The organism is Spirosoma utsteinense (genome assembly GCF_014282275.1).
GTDB classification, from domain to species: domain Bacteria; phylum Bacteroidota; class Bacteroidia; order Cytophagales; family Spirosomataceae; genus Spirosoma; species Spirosoma utsteinense.
In genome coordinates this window covers 1-14,333 of the sequence record NZ_VFIA01000053.1, presented here as the reverse complement: position 1 = coordinate 14,333, position 14,333 = coordinate 1, and the positions used below count along the sequence as shown (strand labels likewise).

Here is a 14,333-nt window from a genome sequence, read left to right as displayed (position 1 = left end):
TGATGCTAATTTCCTCACGACGATTAACAAAACAGATTGGGTGCCGACGTTTGCTGGGCTGGGCTGTGATGCTGGGCTACGGGCTGGCGGGCTGCAACAGCCTGGTTCAGGACGTTAATCCCGGTTTGCTACCCAATGCTACGCCGCAGCTGGTTATTCATAGTTACCTTTCTCCGCAGGATACGGTGCTAACCGCCGCTGTCAGCCTGTCGCGTACCTCCACTGGCAATCAATCGTCGACGACGGAGATCAATTCCCTCCCCAACGCCACGGTTACCCTGTCGGAAGGTCCTCGATCGGTAGCCCTGCGGTATGATGCCCGGCAATCCCTCTACCGCGCCGATCCGGCTCAGTTTCCGATCCAGGCAGGGCATACCTATACCTTGGCCGTCAGTACGCCCGATGGGCTGACGGCCAGGGCTAACACAACTGTACCCGTCCTAGTACCCATTACTAGTTTCCGATCCGACTCGGCTACGGCCCGTTTTGAGCAGGCTATAGATTATTTCGTTCAGTTTAGCTGGCAGGATCCGGCCAATGTGGTCAATTACTACCACTTGGCGGGTGACAACGAATACGGTAGCACTGAGCGGGTGCTTCAAGGCAATACGTTCGTTGATCACCCCTTTCGGGCCGTTGGGTCCATCTATTACGGAGTAACCTATGGACAGAATTTTGCCCTCACCGATCAGGATCGCGACGGTCAGGTATTCGACTCGCCTCAGGGTCGGCTCAGTTATAGCAACATTAACGGGCAGCGCATCAACACGCCCCCCCTGACAGCTAATGTGTACCTGCTCAGTGTTGATGTAGCTTATTATCAATATCACCAGTCACTTTACCGGCAACAGGATACCAACAGTAACCCTTTCGCCGAACCCACGCTGATTACGGGCAATATTCAGGGAGGATTCGGTTGTTTTGGCTCCTACTGCCGGTCGAGCGTGAGCGCCCGGATCAAGTGATGACCCCGTGCAACAGCCACGGCTATTATTTTGTGCGAAACTAACTAAACATCAACAAGTTAAGTTAAATAAGGACTAGTAGGGAAATTGTATTTGTCGGATGCGGTAGTTGACACCAACATTTCTATGCCAGTTATTATAACCACTATACCCTATTGATGTCTCCAGGTCATTGGTGAACAGGCGCTCGACAAATCCTTCGATTGACCACCGTTTGGTAAAGCCATAATGTACCCCAATACCACCGTTCGCTTGCAAGGCGATAGAATGAACCGGAGTAACCCTCTCTAATATAAGATTTTCCTGAACGGTTTGCGAGTATTGATATACAGAGAAATTATTTCGGCCGTAGGTTGCTCTTACTTGGCCGAACATAGCCAGTCGTCTATCGCGAATGAAATAATATCGGGTTGATAATCCTACCCCTCTATAGCGTAGGTCAAGACTCGCCGCGTTTGTAGAACGGCCCTCCACAGTGATTGACCAGCCATCCATCAAGAAATATTGGGTAGTGGCTGGAGTGTGTTGATCAAAACAAGGCTAACTAGTACATAACGATCACTAAACTGTGGAAATTCAATATGTTACTTGTTCGATCTGTTAACTATAAACTGTCTATCAACACAGTTCAGCTACTACCCCATTTTCCTTTATAACGCACCAATCAAAACAATTCATTAGCCCTACTTTTTCAAAAACCGCACAAATTCACTGGTTCACTAAGCGGGGAAACTGATTAGTTACTCCGCCATCCTTTGGGGGTATTAGGGGTACGGCCATCACTTTCCAGACACACCGCCGTTGGGGGACGGCTCTCCCCCGCAAATATGAAAGGAAGGTTACCGAAAATTAGTGATTCCGGAATCGGATCGCGATCGTTTTGGGCCATAAACAAACCGGGAGCTCTCGTTGTAGCGTCCTTACGATCCAGCCAGTACAACTCCGAGGAAATAGCGGAAGCACTGAAATAACCCACGACAGCTTCCCGGGTATTCGTTACATTCTGTATGTTTCCACCCGCAATGGTAGGGGGTGTATCGGCGATACCGCCCGTGTTCTGGGTCTGATCCTGAAGGAGTTTAAAGTAGCGGTGCGCATCCGCCGTTAACGAGCCCTGGCGAATTTCGACCAGACAGGGATTCGTCTGGTAAAAAGGAATTTGGGCCACCCGTCGATCCGTGATCGTTCCTCCATTACTGTACTGATCATCAAACACGTTTACTTCATACCCCTGGAAAATATCCCAGCACTGGGTACGACATACATAATCGTAAACGAAGGGTTGTAGCGGGTTGACGGGGAAACATTTTTCATAAAGTCCGATGTTCGTTCCGGGATCGTTGATAAAATAAAGGGCGTTAGCACACGAAATGCACCATTCCTGTTTCTCCCAGAGTTTCCAGCCCCAGCGGTAGTAGTTGTGCTGGTTAGCCGGGTCCTGAAGGGTGACGTAAAAGTCGTGAGCAGCGGCGTAAAAGTTCTGGAGTCGTTGATCGGCGGGTAAGCTGTTCGGATTAAAACGGGCTGACAGCTTGCCCATGGGCGGGACTGACTGCATCACCTCAGTGGACGATTCGTAACGGGTTCCCTCCCGAAGGGTGATGCGCAGCTGATAGGCATGACCGATCTGGCCCACAAACCCCGTTGGTGCCTTATAGGTACCCGAATCCGTTTCGGTCATCGGTATAATCTGAGCCGAGTCCACCACAACGCTCACTGTCGCTTGGGTGATAGGCGTCGACCCAAATCGACCCGTCAGGCGATCCGCTTTGGACCGATTGATGCGAATGATCTGGTCTTCGGCCAGATTGGTGATGGTGCCATCAATGACGACAACATCGACTGTCCCCCGCTCTGAGAGGTCCAGCGAATCAACGCAGCCGAGGGGCAACACCAGGGTACTTACACAAACGACCAGTAGTAATAAAGCGCGCATACAAACAAAGTCAGGGGAACCACAATTCGGCAACAGAATCAATGAACTAATCGGGCTGGTTTCAAACTCAACCGTAGGACCGTGCGTCCTCAATCACGCCAGCCTTCGGGTTTGATGGGGGTGCGATTCGTACCGGCCAGGCAGGGAGCCGTGACTAACCGGGGTAGTGCACCGGGTGTGAACGGAGTAGCACTTGCGCCTAAAACGGGTACGCGTCGAATCAGACTATAAAATAACTCGTCCTCGAACTTGACAATCTGGCCCGATTCGTCATAGGAACCATACGGTAAGCGGGTAGCATCTCTTTTGTCCAGCCACAGCCGCGTCGTGGCTACCGCACTCGCGGTGAAAAAGCCCACAACGATCTCCTCCCGATTAGCCATATTGTGCAGGTTACCCACGGGAGCCGACGGGGGCGTATCGGCCAGCCCGCCCGTATTCTGGGTTTGTTGCTGAAGCCGTTGGTAAAACTGGTAAGCATCCCGGGTCAACGACAGCTGGCGGACTTCCAGTAAAGCCGGCTGACGGGTTAACAAAGGCACCTGCCCAACAGTCCGGTTCATCAGGAAACCACCGTTGGTGAGTTGGTCATCGAACAGATTGATCGTCGAGTTCGAAATGATTTCCCAGCAGGGCGTCCGGCAGGTGTAATCGTTGTAGTAGTCCCGGTCCAAAACGTTCACGGTAGACTCAACGCAGGCTTCAACGGCCTTACGCGTGGTAACAAGTTGGCCATTCTGTAGATATTGTTCCTGTAAGGAATCCAGGTAAACGCTCTTGTAGCAACTCTTGCACCAATGCTGTTTTTCGGTTAGTCGCCAATCCCAGCGGTAGTAATTGCGCTGAGTAGCCGGGTCCCGGGTACTTAACAGGACATCATAACCGGCCCGGAAGCCGGATGAGTAAAGACCCGGTGGTAAGCTGGTAGCGTTGAAGACGACCGACAGCCGTTCGATGGGCGGTACATCGGGCATGATCTGGGTCGAGGACGCGTAGCGGGTGCCGTCGGGGAGCGTGAACCGGAGCTGATAGGCGTGGCCAACCCGGCCTTTAAAATCACTGGGCAGCCGGTAGATCCCCTCAACCGATTCCAGGCAGCTGATGACCTGGGCTGAATCGACCAGGATTTCAACCGTAGCCTGGGTAATGGGCAGCACGCCGAAGCGACCCGATATCGGGTCGGCCCGGGAGCGGTTGAGAAGGATGCGCTGAGGCTCGGCCCGGTTGGTCAGCGTTCCATCCACCACGATGACATCGACGGTACCGGCCAGGGTCTGCTCAATCGGATCGACGCAGCCCAGAGTCACCCAGGAAACGAACAGGCAAACGACTATACACCAACTGAAAGCGCGCATAGGAATAGGGGTTAAAGAGTCAATTAACGGGTCAGTCCCGCCAGCCTGCCGGCTTGAACGGGGTACGACTGTTACTGAGCACACACACCGCGGTGGGCGGGCGGGGTGGTCCCCCGTAAATATATAGTTTGGGCGTCGGGCGGGGACCGGTGTAGGGGGGCGGTGGCTCCCGGGTCGGCAGCCGCCGATTGAGCGCATAGAAAAGTTCTTCGTCGCCCTGTACTGTGGGCGTAAACGGATCAGTTGATCCGGTAAAGGGTAAGATGGACCCGTACGGTAAGCCCGTCACATCCCGTCGATCCAGCCAGTAGGGAACCGACGAGACGGCCGAAGCCGTGAAATAACCCACGACGATCTCCCGCTCATTGGCCACGTTTCGGATATTTCCGGGTAGGGCCGTAGGGGGGGTATCGGCCACCCCGCCCGTGTTCTGGGTCTGGTCCTGGAGCCGCTTAAAATACTGATAGGCCTCCGGGCTGAGTGAGGACTGGCGAATCTCGATCAAACACGGCTCGCGGGTGTAAACCGGTATCTGGGCCACCTGGCGGTTAGCGATAAGTCCCCCGTTGGTGAGCCGATCTTCGAACACATTGAGGGCATAGTTGGTCAGGATTTCCCAGCACTGCGTCCGGCAATAGTAATCATAGCCCCATACCCCCCGGGGAACCAGTGGTTTCCCGAATTCGGACGCGTTATCGGGGGTGGGGGGCGGAATAAAACAATCTTCGTAGAGCGCGTCGCCCGATACAAAGTACAGATTATCCTTGTAAACGCCGGGCAGAATCGCATTAACGGCGTACACGCCCTGCTGACACGAGCGGCACCAGACCTGTTTTTCGTATTCCTTCCAGTCCCAGCGGTAGTAATTACGTTCACCGGGTGGGTCCTGGGTGTCAATAAACAACGCATGACCCGCCGTGTAGTTATCGAGCAGGCCGACTGGCAGCGCGGTTGGGCTAAATTGGGCCCGTACGGCCCGGATGGGCGGAACGGTGAGCATGAGTTGCGGGGACGACTCGTAGCGGGAGCCGTCCCGTAGGGTGAAGCGCAACTGATAGGCATGGCCCGTCCGGCCCCGAAAGTCACTGGGTAGCTGGTACTGGCCATCGCCGGTTTCGTGGGCCGTAATGATCGTGGCCGAATCGATGACGACCTCGATTAACGCGCCGGTAATGGGCAAAGAACCCGGCAGACCCGTTACGGGATCGGATAGCGATCGATTCAGGCGAATCTGTTGGGGCTCCGCCCGATCCGTCAGGGCCCCGTCCACGACGATCACGTTTAGTTTACCAACGGGGGAAAGCGCCAGGGGATCGACGCAGCTCACCAGCAGCCCGCCCGTGACCAGCAGCCAGAGCCCGACGCGTCGGATCGTTTGACAAAAATACAGTTCGGGACTTCTCATGAGCTTTCGACATGACACGACAGACGGCCCCCGTCAATCGGGCCAACCCTCGGGTCTGATGGGTGTTCGGTTAAGGCCGGGTACGCACACGGCCGTCACGCGACCATCCTCTTCGGGCAACCGGGCATTCAGGGCCTCAAACAAGGTGTTGGCCAATGCAGGTCCCGTGTTGGTAGCGGTTCGATTGAGCCAGTAACGTACCCGCGATACGGACGATACGGCAAAATACCCCACCACCGCTTCCCGCTCGTTGGCCGGGTTGCGCACGTTGCCGATGGGCGCCACGGGGGGGAGGTCGGCGATTCCCCCCACGTTCTGGGTCTGGTTCTCAACCAGTTGAAAATACTGATACGCTTCCAGGGTCAGGGAAGACTGGCGGATTTCGACCAGGCACGAACCGTAGTGGAGGTAAGGAATTTGAGCAACCCGCCTGCCCTGAATGGAGCCTCCATTGGTGAACGTGTCGGCAAACAGGTTGAGGCTCGTGCTGTGCAGCATTTCCCAGCAGGGCGTCCGGCAGTAATAATCGGCGTAATTCCGTACCGAATAATCGGTTACACAGTCTTCAATCAGCTTGTTTTGGCTATCATAAATCGTGTAGCGTCCCTGATAACAGGAGCGGCACCAGGCTTGCTTTTCCCAAACGGTCCAGTCCCAGCGATAGTAGTTTGCTTGGTCAGCGGGATCGTCGGTATTCAGAAAGAACTCATTGGCGGGCAGCCGACGAACGGGATTGGTAGCCGGTATGCTCAATGGCACGAACCGCTGGGATACCCGCCCGATAGCGGGCACCGGTTGCATCGTCTCGGCTGAGGAGACGTAGCGGGTGCCATCGGCCAGGGCAACGCGCAATTGATAGCGTCGACCGATCTCGCCCCGGAAGCCCTCGGGCAGCTGGTAAGTGCCCGGTGCCGTTTGGCGCAGGCCGACCACTTGATCGGCATCAATAATGACATCGGCTGTCGCGTCGGTAATGGGCAGCGTCCCGAAACGGCCGGTGTAGGGTTCGGCCCGCGATCGGTTGAGTGTCACTACCTGCGGCTCGGCCTGGTCCGTCAGCCATCCATCGACCACCACCACGTTGGCCGTATTGAGGGTATCCGGCTCGTAGGCGTCTACGCATCCCACTAACCCGAAGGCAATTCCGGTAAGGCAGCCAATTCCCACAGTAGCTAAACGCATGGATCTCATTTAAACTCGAAATTATACGACAGACTGGGAATAGGAGCGGCAAAAATGGCCAGCCGGTAGGGGTTCGTGGCCTGCCCCTCGGTCCGGTAAAAGATCGAGTAGGCGTTCTTACGCCCGTAGAGGTTGTAGACCGTAAACGTCCAGTGGCCCTGCCAGCGTTGGTTTCTACGACTCGGATTGTAGATGTTCCAGGCGAAATCGAGCCGGTGGTAGGCCGGCAGCCGCCCCTGGTTGCGCTCGTTGTAAAAGGGATAGGTCCGGTCCTGGTAGCGGATGAAGCCTTCCGGCCGGGTGTAGGGGCGGCCCGTGCTGTAGACCGCGTTGAATGAGAAGCTGTGGTGCTTTGTCTGGGTGATGGTCAAACTCACATTAACACTGTGGGGCCGGTCGTAGTTAGCCCGGTACCAGTCACCCCCGTTGATCTGCTGGGTGAACTCGGTCCCGGCGGCCACCTGGTTGAACGTGCGGGCGTAGGTGTAGTTGACCCAGCCCGTCAGTTCGCCTTTCTTTTTACTGGCCATCAGTTCGAGCCCGTAGGCTTTACTGCGGCCCGCCAGCAGCTGCGTTTCGGGCGTGGCCTGCAACAAAAAGTTCGCCCCCGGCTTATAATCGAGCACGTGTTGGGTCGTCCGCCAGTAGACCTCCGCCGTCACTTCGTAGATGTTGTCACCCAGATTCTGGAACCAGCCCGCCGACAGCAGCTGGCTCACCTGGGGCCGGATGTGGGCATCGGCCGTTTTCCAGCGGGCGGTGGGCAGGGGCGTGGTGGTGTTGGTGATCACCTGCAGATACTGCCGCATCAGGTTGTAGCCCAGCTTGACCGAAGCCGTCGGGGTAATGGCGTAGCGAATGCCCAGGCGGGGTTCGAACCCGCCGTAAGTCTGGCTGACGGCCCCGGCCCCGTAGCGCGTCGAATCCACGACGGTGGTCGCATCGGGGGCACTCCCCTCGGCGTAGCGGTACACCAGCGACGGGCCCAGGTTCATAAAATAGGAGTAGCGCAGGCCCGCCGAAATCGCCAGGCGGTCGGAGACACTCACCTCGTGATCGGCGTAGAGGGCCGTTTCAAGCGCGTTCTCGATGGGCGTTTTTTGCCCGTTTACGCTCAGGCTCTGGCCGGGCAGGAGTTCTCCCGGGTTGAGCCGGTAATGGGTAGCACTGATACCCACTTCGGTTTTGGACTGTTCGGTCTGGTAGTTCAGGTTGGACTTGATCTGGCGCTGCAAAAGCCCCTGCCGCAGGGTGACCTTGTTGGCCGAACCCGCTTCCAGAGAGATGATGTCGGGGACGTACTGCGCGACGATGGCGGTAGTCTGGACGTTGAGCCGGGGCGTCAGGGTAGAGAACCAGCGGACCATGCCGTTCAGGGTCTGGTGGCGGTACCGGGTGCCGGTGGCGTTGATGTTGGCCAGACTGCCCAGCAGATTGGTCTGGAAGAAGTCTTTACTGAAGTAGCCCATGGCCGTCACCGTGCTGCGCTCCCCCGCCCGCCAGAAGAGCTTGGCCACCACGTCGCCGAAGTCGGCTTTGATGTCATTCAGGCGGGGGGAGGCCAGGTGCAAGAGCGGTGAGTTGAAGGCCCCCCGGGCGGAAACCAGCAGGCCCAGCTTTCCTTTGATGAGGGGCATATCGGCGGTGAGCTTGTTGGAAACCAGACTAATGCCCCCCGTCAGGCGGAACTGCTCGAGGTTGGGGTTCTTCAGGGAAATGTCGAGCACCGACGCAGCCCGTCCCCCAAAGCGGGCGGGGACGTTGCCCTTGTAGAGGTCCAGCCCGTTGACGGCGTCGGGGGGGAAGACCGAAAACAGGCCAAACATGTGGGTGGGGTTGAAGATGGGGGTATCGTCCATCAGGATCAGGTTCTGGTCGGTGGTGCCGCCCCGGATGTTGATCCCGTTGGCGGCTTCACCCACGCTGGTGACTCCGGGCAGCAGTTGCAGCCCCCGCAGGATATCGACCTCCCCCAGGGCGGCCGGCAACCGTTCGAGCGTTTTCATACTGATGCGGCTTACCCCCAGCAGGGGCTCCCGCACGGTGCGGTCGTAGCCTTTGCTGGTGACGACGACCTCTTCGAGCTGGGCCGACACCGCCGGCAGGTCGACGTTGAGGGTCGTATGCTGGCGCAGGTAGAGACTGGTGCGGAAGGGGACGTAACCCACGCCCCGTACCACGACGATATGGCGACCCGAGGGCAGGCTGATCGTGAAGCGCCCCTGCTCGTCAGTATAGGTACCGGTGGTGGCTTTTTCGTAGTCAATGACCACGGCCATGCGCCCCAGGGGCTGGCGGCTGGCCGAGTCCCGTACAGTACCTGACAGGGAGTAATTAAGTTGAGCCAGCGCCGGTGTGGCCATCAGCGCGCTGATAAGCAAGAAAGAACAGACCCGTAGTAGTGTGATCATAAAAGCGACTTGCTCCAATCGACTAGATGGGGCCAACGGTTTAGGACGATGATTCAGTGCGAAAAGATGAAGGTAGTGACATAACGGTATTTACTACAACTTCTTCCGGTATTTATTATACTAATAACAGAATGTGTTTGCTGCCATAACATTCCCCTTCGGCTCGATTGTTGATTACCGCTTTCGCAAATACATTGTAGTGATTCCCTGGCGCAGGGCGATAGGAAAAGTATCCAGTTCGCGATCGACGAGCTTATGATCGTGAGGCACGGGCTTACTGATGTACTGGGGATCGATGAAGATGATATTGAGCCGCTCATGAACCTGCCCCCGGATGCGTTCGGTGTGTTTGAGTAAATGCTCATTGAGGGTGCTGGTTTTCGTCTTGGCGACATCATCAAAGAAGCGAAAGGAACAGTACCAGTAGCGATAGTAATGGTAGTAGTTGGAAAAGCAGGCCTGATAGGCGTCGGGCTGCTCACGAATGGTGCGCAGGAGCTGATCGGCTTGTTGTAGCTCATCGAGCTGTTTAGCACTCAGTTGCTGCATGAGTGATTTGTTAAGCAACTCATCCCGGTAGTTTTTGAGGTGTAGTACTACATCACCGTGTATGACCTTACGCTCAATGGTATATTTATGCTTGGAGGTAAATGAGAGGGAAATAGCGGGTTTGTCGAAGTTGACGAGTTTAAGGTTCTTGTAGGGCTTACCGGGCCGGTAATAGGGCCGGTAGATCTCCATGAACTGGATGGGTACAAAGTAGTACTCGAGGTCTTTATAGACGGGCAGTTCGTTAACCTGATTGACAATAGGTTGCAGTGCAACGGTATGCTGCTTGAGCAGGATGCGGATTGCCTCGAGCGGGGCACTCTCCTCTCGCTTGCTGATGACTTTCTTAATGGGCTCTTCCATGGTAAGGCGAAGATAGTGAATTAATTTACATTGAAAGTAAATATCTTCCTTATTTAATACTTTTCTTTCCCCTTTCCACCAAGCAACATATTCCATTTTATCAAAAATCCTGTTAGATTGATAAAATGGAATATGGAATATGTAACTAATTGGTAAACACTAATTTATAAACAGAAAAAAGGTTTAAGTGGTATAACATTTTTTTCATCTAATAAAAGAGACGCTTTTACTAAGGCTACCTTACCCCTACTATCATCAAGAGCTTGCTGGTAATCAAACTATTAGACAACACCGAATACTTTAGCCGTATAAGCACCCATGTTGAGAATTTTGCGGGATGTGTTCTTGATTTCGATTTCGTATAATTTCCGCATGATATAAACCGAATCATAATTATTAATCACGTACTGAGCCTGATCAGCGCGCAATCCAAATTTTTCAATAAGCCTTTGGTGCAGTTCAGACGGTGGCGGAAGCTGAACCTCTGGCTTCTTAACTTTAATAGTCCAAACCAGACCCGTCGTTTTCCGGCTTTCCCGTTCTGGGTAGTAGGTTACTTCAATATCGGTTTTGGAATTAATTTCTTTCACCGCTGGATCCAAGACGCGCCGTTTAAAATTATCCCAATCGGGGTATTGTTCAGTGTCTACTCCGGTCTCTTCATCATTACGAATTAACCGCAAGCGCGTTTTCAGATCCTGGATCGATACTTTCATTAACCCTAAATTTTTCCACTGAGACAACATTTCGTACAACCGTTTGGTGTATTTGCCCGATACGAGTAAGGCCTCGTAAAAGCCATAGGTTGTAAACCTGTTTTCTAAATTAAATAAAAACGGGCGAAGTTTAGGATCAATGCAAATAGCAATTGTCCCTTCATCGGTATTATAGAATACGGATGAGAAAGGAGCTACCTGTAGCAAGTTTCCGTCGATTGGAATTTCAAGTATCTTTTGCATCATTGTCTTAGTAGCCACCCGTAGATTAGCGTAAGGATTAAGCACGTTGGTAACATCAACCAAGTCTTTAATGCGAATAATGTATTCTTTATTAGGAGAGTCATCAGCCCCTAATTGCGATTGAACCATGTAAAAGATATTCTTTTGCAGGGCACTCATTTCGTAATTAGCCACTGTTAACGCGTTCGCTTGAAAAAGCATCCGCACCGCATTGTCAACTTTTCCCAAAATAGATAGCTGGTTAGCAGGAATTCTTTTCTTCATGGTTATCCACATTTACGGAGTAAACCTAACAGAAAAATTAACATGTACGGAGTTAACTACTATTTTGTACGGAGATGATAATTAGTCACTACTATTTTGTACGGGCCTATGCCAAAATGTTACGATTATTTTGTACGAGGTTCACTACTATTTTGTACGAGGTTCACTACTATTTTGTACGAAGACACCCCTTGTAAGTGTCTCACAATCAGAACAGTATACACGAGTTAAAATAATCAAAAGAATTAAAATAAAATTGATCACAAATAGTTTGATAGGTTCGGCTTTTAAGGCTAGAAAATAAAAAAATAGAAAAGAAAACAAGAAAAGTACAATTGGAAAGGGGAAAAACAAAAATCAATCGGTATTGAACCAATCGTGACTACTATTTTGTACGGACTTAGGATATAAAGCTCTATAAATCAAGAAGTTACAAATTATATTTGCTTTGAATAACTGACATTTTCTATAACTTTAAGATGCTGATGTACTATCACCACTACTATTTTGTACGGAGTTAGCTAATAAATTACTGATTTTCAATAAGTTACATAATACACTTTAGAAAACAAACTCACTTAAGGAAACTGTTGGCAATAGCAAATTATACCTTTTAAGTATGTTTAGCCAGCTGATAAGCTCCAGTTGGTAAAAAATTATACTTATTTTAGTTAATATGCTTGTTCTAGGTATAAATTTAAGGCAAACTTTAACCCGACTGTTATGCTTACGCATGAGGAGGTATATACCTTTTTAAAAAAGAAATCCACCTTATCGCATTCCGGATTGACTAAGGAATCGGGTCTGCCTACAGGCACGTTGGCTAAGGCCATGAACGGGCAGCGAAAGCTAACTGAATCTCACTTAAAAGCCCTAGAGCCAATCCTTCTTCAGTATGGCATTGATGACTTCCGTAACAGACGGGCTACGGTGTTATCAGTTGTAAACCACAAAGGTGGTGTCGGCAAAACCACCACTACCATCAATCTAGGGAAGGGATTAGTCAACCGCCAGCAGTCAGTTCTTTTGATTGATATGGATTCTCAAGGGAATCTTTCCCAAAGCCTAGGTATTCATAATCCCGAGCAACAATTATTGCAGTCACTAACGCAAGGTATTCCGCTACCGGTTGTCTCTTTGTCAGAGGGGTATCATGTGGTACCGAGCGATTTAGAATTAGCAAAAGCCGAAGCGCAACTTATAAAAACGCCCAGCGGGGTTTTGCGGTTTCGCAATGCCTTAGCACCGTTACTGGTAAAATACGATTATATCCTTATTGACTGCCCACCCTCTTTAAACATCTATACCTATTCGGCTCTGGTGGCTTCTTCAGCTGCTTTAGTCGTATTAGAGCCGGAAGCCTCTGCAGTAAAAGGTATGTACAACCTATTAGAACTCATCCAAGATATAAGGGAGTCATTCAACCCCAAACTAAAAGTTGAAGGTATTGTAATGGCGCAGGTTAACCCCCAGTTAGTGCTTCACCGTGAATTGATGGGTAAGGTTCGGGATGATTTAAAAGGGCAACCCTTCTTTAAAACAGAGATCCGGCAAAACGTAGCGATTGCTGAATCCCAGTATGTAGGCAAGACTATTTTTGATTACAAGCCCAATTCAATGGGTGCAACGGATTATCAATCCCTAGCCGACGAAGTATTCGCTTATCATCCCTCTTAATCCTCTTTCCTACCTATGAAGAAATTTGCAACGGCTGCTGGAATACCACCTGTACTACACAGAAACACGGCTAATTTAATGCAAAGTATGTTAGATGAAGTAAAAGCCAATATTACGGTTTTACTAGAACTGAAATCTTTTATTCCCTCGCTGCAAGCGTCTGAATACGATCAGTTAGAAGCTAACATTCAGAAAGATGGGTGTCGGGAATCATTATTGATATGGCAAACTACCCAAGGAATAGTTGACGGATCCAGTAACGATTCTCCCCTGAATATATTGGTAGATGGACATAACCGCTATGCCATATGTCAAAAAAATAATATCGACTTTAAGATCATGCTTAGGGAGTTTTCCAGTCTCCAAGCTGTGCGTGACTTTATGATCGACAACCAATTAGGCCGTCGTAATTTAACCCCCGAGCAGACATCCTACCTACGGGGACTTAAATATCGAAATGAACGCCAAGCCACCGGTAGACCCGTTGTTGATGGAGATTCCTCTGCACGAGAAGAAGGTGAGCACTCATTAGCTCAGCGAACGCAAGACCGCCTAGCGAAAGAGTTTAATGTTTCTCCCCGAACCATTCATCGGGACCGGGAATACTCCGAAGGAATTGACAAGCTCAGTCCTAGTCTAAAACAAGACGTATTAAAGGGGAAACAGAAAGTATCGAAAGAAGTGATTCGCGCTATAGGGAAAAACAACGAAGCGAATACGCCCCCCCTTACTTTACCAGAATTGTTGGCACTCAATGAAGTGCCTCTCCCTGCTAAAATTAAGCAACAAACACAGAATTACAGAGAATTACAGGATGTAGTAGACAAAATCGTCAAGCTGGCGGCGGAATTAAGCCTAAACTCCCCAAAATTTGCAATAGCCTGTGATAAAATAATTGCTCTTTCGAATGAAGCGAAGCGATTGAAAAGTGCATAAACTTTCTTTAAGAATAATGTTGCCAGTTTGGCAACATTATTCTTATTGATACGTGAGTAAGTCCGTCATATAAGGTGCTTTTGCTTTTATGGCCAGCTACAAACAATCTGATTACGAAGCGCTAAGACGACGTTGCGTTGAACTGAGTCAGGCCGGTTGGCAACAGTTGGCCATTGCTCAGGCGTTTGGTCTAACTCAGCCTTGGGTGAGTCGAACCCTTAGAGTATGTTGGGAAATCATCTTTGGCAATAAGTCTCGATTCGTTGTAACATGATCTGGCTATTGGCCAGATACAACCAACTGACCGAAGAAGATACGGTATGCTCATAGT

At 51.3% G+C, this 14,333-nt stretch carries 11 protein-coding genes; 4 read left to right on the top strand and 7 right to left on the bottom strand.

The annotated features are described in order from the left end of the window. Window positions 1-2: 2 nt before the first annotated feature. Complete coding sequence (locus tag FH603_RS24885; RefSeq protein ID WP_186741367.1) at window positions 3-965, top strand: DUF4249 domain-containing protein; 963 nt, start codon at window positions 3-5, stop codon at window positions 963-965. A 736-nt stretch (window positions 966-1,701) separates the two neighbouring features. Here FH603_RS24885 and FH603_RS24880 read toward each other — a convergent pair. The 7 genes from FH603_RS24880 to FH603_RS24850 form a co-directional block, all read right to left on the bottom strand. Beyond that, window positions 1,702-2,901: a DUF4249 domain-containing protein gene (locus tag FH603_RS24880; protein ID WP_186741365.1), complete on the bottom strand. Its 1,200-nt coding sequence runs from the start codon at window positions 2,899-2,901 to the stop codon at window positions 1,702-1,704. Between the two features lie 89 nt (window positions 2,902-2,990). Then, complete coding sequence (locus FH603_RS24875; protein WP_186741363.1) at window positions 2,991-4,256, bottom strand: DUF4249 domain-containing protein; 1,266 nt, start codon at window positions 4,254-4,256, stop codon at window positions 2,991-2,993. Window positions 4,257-4,287: 31 nt separating this feature from the next. Continuing rightward, window positions 4,288-5,661, bottom strand: coding sequence for a DUF4249 domain-containing protein (locus FH603_RS24870; RefSeq protein ID WP_186741361.1), 1,374 nt, complete (start codon window positions 5,659-5,661; stop codon window positions 4,288-4,290). A gap of 33 nt (window positions 5,662-5,694) precedes the next feature. Then, window positions 5,695-6,843: a DUF4249 domain-containing protein gene (locus FH603_RS24865; RefSeq protein ID WP_186741359.1), complete on the bottom strand. Its 1,149-nt coding sequence runs from the start codon at window positions 6,841-6,843 to the stop codon at window positions 5,695-5,697. A gap of 5 nt (window positions 6,844-6,848) precedes the next feature. Then, the gene (locus FH603_RS24860; RefSeq protein WP_186741357.1) at window positions 6,849-9,254 is read right to left on the bottom strand and encodes a TonB-dependent receptor; all 2,406 of its coding nucleotides are present in this window, start codon (window positions 9,252-9,254) and stop codon (window positions 6,849-6,851) included. A gap of 174 nt (window positions 9,255-9,428) precedes the next feature. After that, window positions 9,429-10,166, bottom strand: coding sequence for a hypothetical protein (locus FH603_RS24855; protein ID WP_208493194.1), 738 nt, complete (start codon window positions 10,164-10,166; stop codon window positions 9,429-9,431). 281 nt (window positions 10,167-10,447) lie between these two features. Then, the gene (locus FH603_RS24850) at window positions 10,448-11,389 is read right to left on the bottom strand and encodes a replication initiation protein (protein ID WP_186741354.1); all 942 of its coding nucleotides are present in this window, start codon (window positions 11,387-11,389) and stop codon (window positions 10,448-10,450) included. Between the two features lie 723 nt (window positions 11,390-12,112). Here FH603_RS24850 and FH603_RS24845 point away from each other — a divergent pair. The 3 genes from FH603_RS24845 to FH603_RS29450 all read left to right on the top strand — a co-directional run bounded on the left by FH603_RS24845 (window position 12,113) and on the right by FH603_RS29450 (window position 14,276). Then, entirely contained in the window at window positions 12,113-13,066 is a 954-nt protein-coding gene (locus tag FH603_RS24845; protein WP_186741352.1) for a ParA family protein, read from the top strand. A 15-nt stretch (window positions 13,067-13,081) separates the two neighbouring features. Next, window positions 13,082-14,002, top strand: coding sequence for a ParB N-terminal domain-containing protein (locus FH603_RS24840; RefSeq protein WP_186741350.1), 921 nt, complete (start codon window positions 13,082-13,084; stop codon window positions 14,000-14,002). Between the two features lie 88 nt (window positions 14,003-14,090). Beyond that, complete coding sequence (locus tag FH603_RS29450) at window positions 14,091-14,276, top strand: helix-turn-helix domain-containing protein (protein ID WP_483409551.1); 186 nt, start codon at window positions 14,091-14,093, stop codon at window positions 14,274-14,276. The last annotated feature ends 57 nt before the right edge of the window (window positions 14,277-14,333 follow it).

Bases quoted from the DNA above. Each gene is read 5' to 3' on its own strand.
- FH603_RS24885 (WP_186741367.1), top strand. From the start codon at position 3: ATGCTAATTTCCTCACGACGATTAACAAAACAGATTGGGTGCCGACGT.
- FH603_RS24880 (WP_186741365.1), bottom strand. From the start codon at position 2,901: ATGCGCGCTTTATTACTACTGGTCGTTTGTGTAAGTACCCTGGTGTTG.
- FH603_RS24875 (WP_186741363.1), bottom strand. From the start codon at position 4,256: ATGCGCGCTTTCAGTTGGTGTATAGTCGTTTGCCTGTTCGTTTCCTGG.
- FH603_RS24870 (WP_186741361.1), bottom strand. From the start codon at position 5,661: ATGAGAAGTCCCGAACTGTATTTTTGTCAAACGATCCGACGCGTCGGG.
- FH603_RS24865 (WP_186741359.1), bottom strand. From the start codon at position 6,843: ATGCGTTTAGCTACTGTGGGAATTGGCTGCCTTACCGGAATTGCCTTC.
- FH603_RS24860 (WP_186741357.1), bottom strand. From the start codon at position 9,254: ATGATCACACTACTACGGGTCTGTTCTTTCTTGCTTATCAGCGCGCTG.
- FH603_RS24855 (WP_208493194.1), bottom strand. From the start codon at position 10,166: ATGGAAGAGCCCATTAAGAAAGTCATCAGCAAGCGAGAGGAGAGTGCC.
- FH603_RS24850 (WP_186741354.1), bottom strand. From the start codon at position 11,389: ATGAAGAAAAGAATTCCTGCTAACCAGCTATCTATTTTGGGAAAAGTT.
- FH603_RS24845 (WP_186741352.1), top strand. From the start codon at position 12,113: ATGCTTACGCATGAGGAGGTATATACCTTTTTAAAAAAGAAATCCACC.
- FH603_RS24840 (WP_186741350.1), top strand. From the start codon at position 13,082: ATGAAGAAATTTGCAACGGCTGCTGGAATACCACCTGTACTACACAGA.
- FH603_RS29450 (WP_483409551.1), top strand. From the start codon at position 14,091: ATGGCCAGCTACAAACAATCTGATTACGAAGCGCTAAGACGACGTTGC.